A 10,659-nucleotide genomic window follows, 5' to 3' on the forward strand; every position below is an offset into this window, starting at 1 on the left:
CGGGCGGTGACGATGAGCGCGGCCACCCCTTCTCCGGACGGAGTAGTAGAGAACGACCGACACCACCATCACGACCATCACACGGTCGAGATGGATGCCGCGGCCACTCCGGCACCGACACCTGACACCGATCCCGTTGGCGTGATCGAGGCGGCGCTGGTCCGTCTGGTCGATGACGTGGGCGTGCTGGCTGAGGAAGACGTGGTGCGCGCCTTTTCCATCCTCAAGGCCACAGACCTGCCCGGCTACTTGCGCCTGCGCCACGCCGCCAAGAAGGCCAATCGCGATTGCTCGGTGACAGTGCTCGACAAGCTGGTGCGCGACGAACTGCCCGGCAGCGATGACGACAGCAGCGCGCTCGATGAACTCGTCGCCTTAGCCAGGGCACAGTGCCAGTTGCACCACGACGCGGACCGCAATGCGGTCGCCGTGATCCCGATGCCCAGTCGGCGCGAAGTGTGGCGCGTGTATTCCTCCGGCTTCGAGGACTGGTTGCGCGCTGCCTACTGGCGCGCCAAGGAAATGGGCGTGCCGGAAACCACGATGAAATCGGCACTGGCCACGCTCGCTGCTGCAGGCATCAACGACGGTGACGAGATCGAAGTCCACGTCCGCGCGGCCCGCTGCGACGACGGCTACCTGATCGATCTGGCCGATGAGCAGTGGCAGGCCATTCACGTCACCCCGCAAGGCTGGCGGGTGGTGAACGAATCGCCGGTGTATTTCACCCGCACGCCTTCGATGCGCCCGCTGCCTATGCCGGTGACCCATGGCGATGTCGGGTTGCTCTGGCAGCACACCAACATCCCGGCGCACTGCCGCGTGATGGTGCTGGCGTGGCTGCTGGATTGTTTCCGCCCGGACACCCCCTTCCCGGTGCTGGAGTTGGTGGGCGAACAAGGCTCGGCCAAGTCCACCACGCAATCCGTGCTGCGCAGCCTGGTCGATCCCAACAAGGTGATGCTGCGCGGGCGGCCCAAGACAGTGGAGGACGTGTTCGTCGCCGCCGCCAACAACTGGCTGGTCAGCTACGAGAACCTCTCTGGCCTGACGCCCGAGCAGCAGGATGCCTTTTGCACCCTGGCCACCGGCGGCGGCTTCGCCTCGCGCCAGCTTTACACCAACGGTGAAGAGCACGTCATGGAAACCAAACGACCGGTGGTGCTCAACGGCATCGCCGTGGTTGCCACGCGCCCCGACCTGATCGACCGGGTGATCCACGTTGATCTGCCGACCATCCCGGCCGATGCCAGGCGTGACGATGCCGACACCCACGCGGGGTGGGAACGTGATCAGCCCACGGTGTTCGCCGGCTTGCTCGATCTGTTCTCGGCGGCGCTGGCCATCCTTCCGACGGTCAAGCTGACCCAGAAGCAGCGCATGGCTGATTACGAACGGCTGGGCGAGGCAGTAGCCCGCGCCCTGGGCTTTGCCCCGGGTGAATTCCAGCAGCAGTACGCCGAGCTTGTGCGCGCTGGCATCGACCGGGCCTTGGAAAGCAACGCTGTCGCGCAGGCACTGGACAAGTACCTCGCGGACCGTGTGCTTCCCTTGAACTGGCAAGGCACCGCCGGCCAGCTCTACGACCTGCTGAACACCCACAGCATCCCCGACCGCAGCAGTTGGCCGCGATCACCCAAAGGTCTGTCGGATCAGTTGCGCCGCATCGCCCCGGCCTACCGCGCCAAGGGCATCGACATCACGCATCTCGGCCACAGCCGGGAGGGCGCGCGCTGGCGCATTGCCCAGACCCGTTCCCAAACCAATCCTGCCACGCCACCCGGCATCGAGGGTGGCACTCGATATGGAGCTCACCGTGAGTAATTCCAATTTGCACCCCGTCTGGGCCAAGGCCCTCGGCGTTCCTACGCCGTCATCGACAGTGTTGCCGCCCAAGCCAGCAAACGCCTCGGTCACGGCATCTGAAGCGACAGACGGCTGGCAAGTCATCGCTGCCGTCAATCCACGTCCCGGCGCACCGGTCGGCATCAAAAAGCAAGTCGGTCCACAACTGTGGATCAGCACGACCGTGCGTCCCGGCGACCCGCGCTACCCATCCGCCCTGCATGTCTGAAACCTCAACCCATTGGAGCCACCATGAGCCTGCTTTCTCAACTCAAAACCACTGTCAAGAAGTCACCTGCCAAGCCCGCCGTTGCGGCCATTGAGCCCCCGACCCCCGCGACCTCGGAATCTGTACCAAGCAGTCCTGCCGACGATATCTGCGATCTGGAGGTCCTGGCGGGGATGCTTCAGCAACTGCAGACCCGCAATCAGCAATACCAGCGCGCCCTTGATGCCTTGGTGGCCGCGCGCCGTGTCGTCAACGGCTGGGACCCGAAGCCCGAACCCGAATTGATCTGGTCGGTGCGCCGCGAAGTGCTGGTGGCGATGGATGACAAGGATGCCCTGGCGCGCTTTGACCGCGACCACGCGCAAGACCTGGCGGCCGAGCAGGCTGCACGCCACGCGGCCACCCAGCAAGCGCTGGAGGCACCGGCACGGGTCAAGGCCCTGGAGCAGTACATCAAGGACCTCGCTTCTGAAATGGCGGGCGATGTGGATGAGGGCTTCATCCACCAGGAAATGAAAAGGCTGTTCGAGCCCAGTGCACAGCGGATGCTGACGGCTGCGCGTGCCTTCGTGCAGGCGTGGCGGGAGATGAGGACGGTCGAGTCCAGACTGAAGAGCACGTTTCAGCTGACCCACTACAGCGTCCAGGGTGATCGCCGCAGCGGTTACGAGATGTCCTTGATCGGCAAGGCCAACGATGGCGACCTGCTGCCCAACCTGATCGAAGGCGTTGCTTATGACGATCTGGTGGACCTGAATCGCCAGTTCCGCCGTGGTGACGATGTGCTGTCGCGCCAGATCAATCAGCAACTGACTGAAGCCGGAATTCCTGCAGGGACCCTGCGTGTGTATCACCCCGGCGCTGCCAGCGACGACCGTCCGATCTATGCCCCTGATCCGAACCCGCCGCGCAAGCGTCCTCCGGAGTCGCCCTTCGGCGGTGCCACCGTGGTCACGATCCAGACCTGAGGCACTGCACCCCAGGCGAAATGGGTCCTTCCTCGCCAAAACGCCATACGGGGGGCGCGAGCGCGCTGCCCCGCTACCGACAGACCTCGAAACGGGGTTACCAGTTACCACCCCGGTTACCGCCCCGCGCCGTGCCGGGTTACCACTCAAGGAGCCTTTGATGAACCACACGACAGAACACCAAGCCAGCGATGGCACACGTCACGTGCCCGTTGAACGTCTGCAGCACTACAACCCCGAAGTCGAGCAGCGCGTGCAAGGCTGGTTTGCCAGCGGCCAGCCGTTGGTCTGGATTCCCATCCTGAGCCAGGAGAACTTCCCATACGTGCCTCAGCAACTGCTGGAGTTTGCCGACCACTACCAGGAGGCCATGCGCTGGCCTGTCCACCGGATGGAAGACCTGCTGCAGTTGCCCAATGGCATCACCGGCTGGTTGATGCCGGCCACGGCCAGTGACACCGATGTGGCCTGCGGAGTGTGGGACGGCGAGGTCTACATCCTGGGCATCAAGGACCGGCGCACCGGCAAACCGCAAACGCTGTTACGCGAGCGTTTCGATGTAGCGACAGGTCAGGTCGATGACGCTGATCAGAGCGCGGTTTGACTTGGCTTCTGGTCGCCACAGCGCGTTCATGGAGGTCCGCAAACCCCTCTCGGAGAAAGCAATGAGCACCCACCAAACCCTGCGCGTACAGGTTACCGACACCAACCAGCGCCCGCGCGGCGTGATGACCATCGAGGCCGATTTCGATCACCTCGGGCCGTACCGCGTACAGCACGATGGCCAAGCCTACTGGTTCACCGGCAAATCCGGCACCCACCGCGCCAGTGGCGTGGCCACCCGCGAAATGGCGACCGCTGACGATACCCGCCTGTGGATCACGCTCGGTGGCACCGCGATCCGGGAGGACTGAGGATGGCCGCCGAACAGCAACACACCATCTCGGCACAGTTGGCGGCGCTGCCATCACTGCCGATGGTGGAGCTCTGGGCGCTGTGGGATCAGCACTTTCCCCGGCGGCCCAGCCACCGCAATCGCAATTACGTGGAATCGCGTCTGGCCTACCGCATCCAGGAACTGGCCTACGGGGCGCTGCCCACCAACATCCGCAAGATGCTGGTTGAGGCCGGTGCAAAGCATTCCAAGATCAAGTCGGCCACCGGGCGCAGCGCGCAAACGCTGCTGATGCCCGGCACCACGCTGATTCGGGAATGGGATGAACGCGAGTACCGCGTGACGGTCACGCCCGATGGCCTGTACGCGCTCGACGGACAGGTGTTCAAAAGCCTGTCGGCGGCGGCGCGCCACATCACGGGCACGCGATGGAACGGGCCGAAGTTCTTTGGCGTGCGCGATGGCAAGGGGAACGGTCAATGAACGCGCCGTTACTCGTTCCGCACAAGCGCTGCGCGGTGTACTGCCGCGTCTCCAGCGACGAACGGCTGGACCAGTCCTTCAACTCCATCGATGCGCAGAAGGAAGCCGGGCACGCTTTCATCAAGAGTCAGAGCCACGAGGGCTGGTTCGCCGTGGCCGATGATTACGACGATGGTGGTTTCTCTGGTGGCAACATGGAGCGACCCGCCCTTCGCCGACTGATGGCGGACATTCAGGTGGGCAAGATCGACATCGTGATCGTCTACAAGATCGACCGGCTGTCACGCTCTCTGGCGGATTTTGCCCGGATGGTCGATGTGTTCGACCGCCACCGGGTCAGCTTTAGCGCCGTCACGCAGCAGATCAATTCGGCCACGTCGATGGGTCGGCTGATGCTCAACGTGCTGCTGTCCTTCGCGCAGTTCGAACGCGAGGTCACCGGTGAGCGCATCCGCGACAAGATCGCGGCCAGCAAGGCCAAAGGGATGTGGATGGGCGGGCCGTTGCCTCTGGGGTATGACGTGAATAACCGTCTGCTGGTGATCAATGAGGTCGAGGCCACGCTGGTGCGCCGCATCTTCGATGATTTCGTCACCATGCGCTCGGCCACGCTGATGGCCAAGGCCTACGGCGCGGAAGGGGTGCTCACCAAGGGTGGCAAGCCCTTCACCAAGCAGACCATCTACAAGATGCTGCACAACCGGATGTACCTGGGCGAGATCGTCCACAAGGGGCAGAGTTTCCCCGGCCAGCATCAGGCCATCGTGACGCAGGCGCAGTGGGATGCGGTGCACGCGTTGATCGCCACCGATGGCATCGAACGGCGGCGCGAAACCAACGACCGCCAGCGTGAGCCGGTGTTGTTGCGCGGCCTGCTGTTCACGCCTGACGGTGAACGGCTGGTGCCCAGCTACACCGTCAAGAAGGGCAAGACCTACCGCTACTACACGCCGATCAAGCACCGGCGCTTTGGCGCGTGGGCCAGCCAGCATGGGCCACTACCGGCGGCTCCCATTGAGGAATTGGTGACCCAGCAGATCGTAGCGGCGCTGTCGGCACCGCACATCGTGCAGTCGGTGTGGGATCGGATTCGGGCAGCCCGCCCAGACCTGTCGGAGCCGGAGGTGGTCTTGCCGATGCGAAATCTGGCTTGCCTGTGGCAACAGTTGTTCCCCGCCGAACAGTGTCGACTGGCACAGCTGCTGATCGACCGTGTGGTGATTGCCGACGGCGGGCTGGAGATCATCTGGCGCGATCAGGGCTGGCAGGAACTGGCCGGTGAGTTGATGCCTGGCACCATCGGCGGGGAATTGCAGGAATGGGAGCAGACGGAGGAAATGGCATGAAGCCGAAAGTGCAGGCTTTGGGTGGCCCCGTTGCGCGCGAGCGCCGGGACGGCGGCCAGGTGAAACTGTCCACCTTCATCCCACTGAAGATCAGGAAGCGCGGCCCCAGCAAGGTGGTGGTGCGGCCGGATGGGGCGGTCGAGTCGCCGGGCAAGATCGCCACACAGATCGACCAGCCCTTGCTGGTGGCCCTGACGCGGGCCTTCTACTGGCAGCAACTGCTAGACGATGGGGTGGTGGGCAGTGGCAGCGAGATCGCACAGCGCGAAGGCCTGCACCACTCCACGGTCAACGAACTGCTGCGACTGACCCTGCTGGAGCCGGCCATCATCCAGAGCATCCTGGCCGGGCAGCAGCCCCGGTGCATGAGCCTGCTGTGGTTCCAACGGAACCCACTTCCGACCGACTGGGTGGCGCAGCGGGCGGTGGTGGCGGGGTTCGACGCCTGACCGAGTTACGAGCCCTCGATGACCCGTGCCACATCACTGCGGCATTCGGCGCACTTGCCCACCAGCAGCAAGTCGCCACCCTTGATGGTGCCGCTGAAATTGGTGATCGTGGTTTCGTGACGGCACTGGCCGCACCAGACGTTGGACAGCAGCCGCTGGCGAATGTCGGCAGGGATGGACTCCCAGCGCTGGCGGGCCGGCTTGGTAAAAGTGGGCAGTGATTCGATGGTCATGGTTCAGCGGACCCAGCGACGGGCGTCCTTCAAGAGCAGCAACAATTGCTGTTCGCGCAGCGGTGACGCGATGAACCCGAACCGGGTGTAGAACCTCGCTGCTTCTTCATCGATGGGGTGGGTCAGCATGGCACGGATGCCGGCCTGTTCGGCAATCAGCATCGTGCGGCGAATCGCGTCCTGCAGCAGGCCAAAGCCTATACCTCGCCCCTGGTCTACCACCGAGACAGCGAGCCTCGCCAGAATCACCACCGGCAACGGGTATTGCCCCATCCCCTTGCGAATGCGCTCCGGCGCCTCCAGCGTGTCGACCTGCCCCACGGTCAGGCTGAAGTAGCCCGCCACGCGGCCATCGTCCTCGGCAACGACAAAGGTCTTGGCCGAGCCACTGCCCTGCGCCTGGCGAGCGTGGCGCAACAGCCAGTCATTCAGCGCGGGCTTGCCGCAATCAAAACCGTCCAGCCGATGCTGCGCGGCCAGAGGCTCCGGTGCGCGCAACGTCACTTCGTGTCCCAGGGCGCCTTGCGAGCAAACAGATCGCGCAACCCTTCGTTGGCCAGTTCGGGGCGATCCAGCAGATCCATCAGGGCCTGGTACTGGCTGCCCGAGACCATGAACAATCGTTGGTCCAGCAGCGTCTGCTCGGCGGCCAGGCACGCGCTGTCAAGGATGAAGTCGGTCAACGACTTGTGGGCCACCTCGGCGGCACGGCGCAGCACCACCTCCTGTTCGGGGGTAGCGCGCAGCCCAAGTCGGGCAGAACGGGCGGAAGGCGACGATGCAACGGCAGTCATGGCAGCACCTCTTTTGTTAGATCAACTGCCGCAATGTTAGTACAAGTGACGCACACCGTCTAGTTGTACTGGTGACTGGTGGTCTTGGTTGACGATGAACCGGCGCGCGTAAGTTGTTGATTTTGCGAGAGCCGCATCTGCGCCCACCCGCAGGCCAAACGGAGAACAGAGACGGCTCTGGCCGAGAAAGAGGCCAATTTGGGGCGTTTCGGCAGGTGGCCACCCGCAGCACGGATGGCCGAAACCCCGCGTGGCGTGGGGATTTCGCCCAAGAAAAAGGGCCCGGAGATTTTCCGAGCCCTTCAATATGGTGGTGGAACACGGAACCGAACCCGCGTCCGCTTTCAGAACCAGATAGTAACGCATGGGCTTTGAGGGCGTGGATTCGATGATTCGGCCTTTTTCGTCTTGCCGGAGCGCCTTCCAAGAGTTCATGACACGCCTGTCAAGCGGCTAGTTGCGGGCACTCCGGTGCAGCCTGACCTTCACGCCTGCAGGCAGCCCGATTACCAAGTCCAGCCCTTGGCAGCAGGAGCCCTCTCTGCAGGGTCAGCTACCCACCTTGACTACCTCTAAAACTTCTACCGTCATGCGTAGAAGTGCGTAGTGATGCGCACTTCTATAGACAACTGCCCAGCGGTGCGATATGATGGATCTTCGTCAAAATTCGAGCAGCGAGAACATCCTTGGACTCCAAACTGAAAAAAGTCACTGTGCTCTTAGATGAGCAGGAGTTCCGGCGTTTCGAGAGTTACTGCGAAGAGCGCGGATTTAAGAAGAGCACACTCGCTGCTCGATTGATCCGGGAGCACCTCGACCGAGAAGCATTCAACACTCAACAGCAGTTGCCTTTGCTTTCGTCATCAAGACAGGAGTAAGCAGATGGAACAACTGGCCGAACAAACACGGAAGAAAAAATTGAAGGAGCGGACTTGGGCCCACGAGGTCTCAGGCCTCTTGGCTAACATTCACCCCCCCTAATAGAGGGAGGGAGGGTAGGCGACGCTCGCACCCAAGCCCGTCTGGCAGGAGTGGCCGTGGCTACCCAGATAAGTGAATACTGGCGTAAGGCGCGATTAGAAGCGCCTGGCCCTATCATGCTGATGGATATGTTCAGTGGCTGTGGCGGCATGTCAACAGGATTTCGCGCGGCCAACGCCTTAGGGCCTATTTTCGACATTCGAGGCGCTGTTGATATCGACCCGGTAGCGAATCAGAGCTATGCGACTAACCACGGAGTGGAACCTCTGTGCGAGGATCTAGCTGCCCTGGCTAGCTCACCCAAGAAGTTAAACGACTTGCTGGCCAGAACAGGATTTGGTTCGGCTCAGGCCAACGTCTTGATCGGATGTGCCCCATGCCAAGGTTTTTCTTCTCATCGAAATGATGAAGGTGAGAGCGACACCAGGAACTCACTCTTCGTCGATTTCGCACGCATCGCTTCAAAGATCGGCCCCGATGCTATCGTAGTTGAGAATGTTCCGGAGTTGTTGACTGAACGCTATTGGCCTTACGTCGCAAAAGCGCGGCAAATATTGGAGAAAGCCGGTTACTACGTTCATGTGAATGTCCATAATATGGCCGAATTTGGGGTGCCTCAGGAGAGATTCAGAGCGCTCATGCTGGCCATGAAACGCCCCTTTGAAGCGCCCCGAGGTTTCCTGTCTCGAACTGAATTCCTGACTGTTCGAAATGCCATCAGTGACTTGCCACCGGTCGGCGCAGGCCAGAAAATTCCAAGCGATGCGATGCATTTCAGTGCGGGGCACAAACAGTCCACCATCGAGACAATACGGGCAGTGCCGAAAGACGGCGGGAACCGCCCAGACCATGTCGGCCCGGCGTGTCTCCAGCGTGCCAAGCAACGAAGCGGGAAGGCCGCTTACGAGGACGTCTATGGTCGCCTAGCTTGGGATAAGCCGGCCATCACAATTACTGCGTATGCCAGGAACCCTGCGAGTGGTCGCTTTGTGCATCCAGAGCAAGACCGTGGCTTGACTGTACGGGAGGCTGCATTGCTACAGAGCTTCCCACGCGACTATGAAATCGGTGGAGGTCTTGACGAGCGATTCCGGCAAATCGGAAACGCTGTGCCGCCCGCATTCTCTGCGTTTTTGGCGATGCACATTGTGGGTGAGCTCATTGGGCAGCCCTTGCCACCAGAAAAGTTCGATAAAGGAATCGTCGCACCAGTAGGGGCGTCTTTTTCGCGCATGATCCCATCTCTCAAGAACAAGAAGAAAAAGGAAAGCTAGAGTGATGCAATTTGCGCCTGAATTGAAACAGCGCGACAGCTCTGACGCGGACGGCTCCTCTACGGTCGGGGCACTCTCTCCTGAGCACATTGCAAACGGAAAACCTACGGCGATAGATTTATTTGCAGGGGCTGGTGGATTCTCGCTAGGCCTTGTATCCGCTGGCTTTGAAGTGCTCGGTGCGTTCGATAGCTGGGATGTCGCCGTCAATACATACGCGACCAATTTTGATCACCCCGTAGCCCAATGCGACCTTTCGAAAGTCACGGGGCAGGAGCTGCTTGCTCGGGTTGGTTCGACCGCAGAATCTATTGATGTCTTGGTTGGCGGACCTCCATGCCAGGGCTTCTCGGTACAACGAATCGGTTCCGACCACGACGTTCGAAACCACTTAGTCCTTGAGTTCGGTCGGCTCGTTTCCGAACTCAAGCCGCGGTTGTTCCTTATGGAGAATGTCCCGGGTTTGCTCGGTAAACGAGGTAAGGAGCTGGTGGCTGAGTTCACGTCACGTCTTGAAAATTCCGGCTACCGGGTAACGAGCACGATCATCAATGCAGCGGACTACGGGGTCCCCCAACTTAGAAAACGGGTTGTTTTCGCCGGCTGGAAGATAGGGCAGCCGCCTTTCGTGTTTCCCACACCATTCATAGATCCAAAGGCGTACCGGACCGTTGCTGATGCGCTCAAAGGGTTGCCTTCGCCCCCCATGGACTTGACTCCGCTTCCCGGGGATGCACTTCACCGCCGAACCCGTCTGTCCCCGTTGAATCAGAAACGCATCGAATTGATTCCACCGGGGGGGCATGCAAGACCTACCGGACGATCTCAAGGTTGACTGCCACAAGATTGGAGCGGACAAAATTGGCCACCGCTACGTCTACGGAAGACTAGCGCCTGATCGTCCGTCTGCAACAATTACGGCGCCGACGTCCACCCCACCTTGAGTAGCACGTGACTTTAGAGTCCAATCCACCATGACACGGAGATTGGACATGAAGAAACGTTTCACCGAAGAACAGATCATCGGCTTCCTGCGCGAAGCAGAAGCAGGCATGCCGGTTGCGGAGCTGTGCCGCAAGCACGCCTTCTCGGAAGCCAGCTATTACCTCTGGCGCAGCAAATTTGGCGGCATGAACGTCTCGGAGGCCAAGCGGCTCAAAGA

Annotated in this window: 14 protein-coding genes; 11 read left to right on the top strand and 3 right to left on the bottom strand. The window is 61.4% G+C overall.

Going from position 1 to position 10,659, the window contains the following annotated elements; translation table 11 throughout:
- Positions 1-12 precede the first annotated feature (12 nt).
- The 8 genes from EV669_RS10665 to EV669_RS10700 all read left to right on the top strand — a co-directional run bounded on the left by EV669_RS10665 (position 13) and on the right by EV669_RS10700 (position 6,215).
- On the top strand, positions 13-1,824 hold the full coding sequence (locus EV669_RS10665; RefSeq protein WP_207913872.1) for a hypothetical protein: 1,812 nt from the start codon (positions 13-15) through the stop codon (positions 1,822-1,824).
- On the top strand, positions 1,817-2,074 hold the full coding sequence (locus EV669_RS10670) for a hypothetical protein (RefSeq protein ID WP_132098657.1): 258 nt from the start codon (positions 1,817-1,819) through the stop codon (positions 2,072-2,074). Before EV669_RS10665 ends, EV669_RS10670 begins: the two co-directional genes overlap by 8 nt.
- Before the next feature lie 173 nt (positions 2,075-2,247).
- Positions 2,248-3,042, top strand: coding sequence for a hypothetical protein (locus EV669_RS10675; protein ID WP_318271424.1), 795 nt, complete (start codon positions 2,248-2,250; stop codon positions 3,040-3,042).
- Positions 3,043-3,202: 160 nt separating this feature from the next.
- Complete coding sequence (locus tag EV669_RS10680; RefSeq protein ID WP_132098658.1) at positions 3,203-3,646, top strand: hypothetical protein; 444 nt, start codon at positions 3,203-3,205, stop codon at positions 3,644-3,646.
- 61 nt (positions 3,647-3,707) lie between these two features.
- Entirely contained in the window at positions 3,708-3,956 is a 249-nt protein-coding gene (locus EV669_RS10685; RefSeq protein WP_132098659.1) for a hypothetical protein, read from the top strand.
- Between the two features lie 2 nt (positions 3,957-3,958).
- Positions 3,959-4,420, top strand: a complete 462-nt coding sequence (locus EV669_RS10690; RefSeq protein ID WP_132098660.1) for a DUF2924 domain-containing protein — start codon at positions 3,959-3,961, stop codon at positions 4,418-4,420.
- A complete protein-coding gene (locus EV669_RS10695) occupies positions 4,417-5,766 on the top strand; it encodes a recombinase family protein (protein ID WP_132098661.1) in 1,350 nt (449 codons plus the stop codon). The genes EV669_RS10690 and EV669_RS10695 overlap by 4 nt, the downstream gene beginning before the upstream one ends.
- Entirely contained in the window at positions 5,763-6,215 is a 453-nt protein-coding gene (locus EV669_RS10700; protein ID WP_132098662.1) for a hypothetical protein, read from the top strand. The genes EV669_RS10695 and EV669_RS10700 overlap by 4 nt, the downstream gene beginning before the upstream one ends.
- A 5-nt stretch (positions 6,216-6,220) precedes the next feature.
- Here EV669_RS10700 and EV669_RS10705 read toward each other — a convergent pair whose 3' ends face one another.
- The 3 genes from EV669_RS10705 to EV669_RS10715 are packed head-to-tail and all read right to left on the bottom strand — an operon-like array spanning position 6,221 to position 7,242.
- A complete protein-coding gene (locus tag EV669_RS10705) occupies positions 6,221-6,448 on the bottom strand; it encodes a hypothetical protein (protein WP_132098663.1) in 228 nt (75 codons plus the stop codon).
- A 3-nt stretch (positions 6,449-6,451) separates the two neighbouring features.
- Positions 6,452-6,952, bottom strand: a complete 501-nt coding sequence (locus EV669_RS10710) for a GNAT family N-acetyltransferase (protein WP_132098664.1) — start codon at positions 6,950-6,952, stop codon at positions 6,452-6,454.
- Complete coding sequence (locus tag EV669_RS10715; protein WP_132098665.1) at positions 6,949-7,242, bottom strand: type II toxin-antitoxin system TacA family antitoxin; 294 nt, start codon at positions 7,240-7,242, stop codon at positions 6,949-6,951. Before EV669_RS10715 ends, EV669_RS10710 begins: the two co-directional genes overlap by 4 nt.
- A gap of 1,037 nt (positions 7,243-8,279) precedes the next feature.
- Here EV669_RS10715 and EV669_RS10720 point away from each other — a divergent pair.
- The 3 genes from EV669_RS10720 to EV669_RS10730 form a co-directional block, all read left to right on the top strand.
- On the top strand, positions 8,280-9,497 hold the full coding sequence (locus tag EV669_RS10720) for a DNA cytosine methyltransferase (protein WP_132098666.1): 1,218 nt from the start codon (positions 8,280-8,282) through the stop codon (positions 9,495-9,497).
- Positions 9,498-9,501: 4 nt separating this feature from the next.
- Entirely contained in the window at positions 9,502-10,332 is an 831-nt protein-coding gene (locus tag EV669_RS10725) for a DNA cytosine methyltransferase (protein WP_132098667.1), read from the top strand.
- A gap of 157 nt (positions 10,333-10,489) precedes the next feature.
- The coding region (locus tag EV669_RS10730; RefSeq protein ID WP_449727753.1) for a transposase at positions 10,490-10,659 on the top strand (170 nt) is incomplete at its 3' end.

Source organism: Gulbenkiania mobilis (genome assembly GCA_004346645.1).
Taxonomy (GTDB): Bacteria; Pseudomonadota; Gammaproteobacteria; order Burkholderiales; family Chromobacteriaceae; genus Gulbenkiania; species Gulbenkiania mobilis.

Bases quoted from the DNA above. Each gene is read 5' to 3' on its own strand.
- EV669_RS10675 (WP_318271424.1), top strand. From the start codon at position 2,248: ATGCTTCAGCAACTGCAGACCCGCAATCAGCAATACCAGCGCGCCCTT.
- EV669_RS10680 (WP_132098658.1), top strand. From the start codon at position 3,203: ATGAACCACACGACAGAACACCAAGCCAGCGATGGCACACGTCACGTG.
- EV669_RS10705 (WP_132098663.1), bottom strand. From the start codon at position 6,448: ATGACCATCGAATCACTGCCCACTTTTACCAAGCCGGCCCGCCAGCGC.
- EV669_RS10695 (WP_132098661.1), top strand. From the start codon at position 4,417: ATGAACGCGCCGTTACTCGTTCCGCACAAGCGCTGCGCGGTGTACTGC.
- EV669_RS10690 (WP_132098660.1), top strand. From the start codon at position 3,959: ATGGCCGCCGAACAGCAACACACCATCTCGGCACAGTTGGCGGCGCTG.
- EV669_RS10700 (WP_132098662.1), top strand. From the start codon at position 5,763: ATGAAGCCGAAAGTGCAGGCTTTGGGTGGCCCCGTTGCGCGCGAGCGC.
- EV669_RS10715 (WP_132098665.1), bottom strand. From the start codon at position 7,242: ATGACTGCCGTTGCATCGTCGCCTTCCGCCCGTTCTGCCCGACTTGGG.
- EV669_RS10665 (WP_207913872.1), top strand. From the start codon at position 13: ATGAGCGCGGCCACCCCTTCTCCGGACGGAGTAGTAGAGAACGACCGA.
- EV669_RS10685 (WP_132098659.1), top strand. From the start codon at position 3,708: ATGAGCACCCACCAAACCCTGCGCGTACAGGTTACCGACACCAACCAG.
- EV669_RS10725 (WP_132098667.1), top strand. From the start codon at position 9,502: ATGCAATTTGCGCCTGAATTGAAACAGCGCGACAGCTCTGACGCGGAC.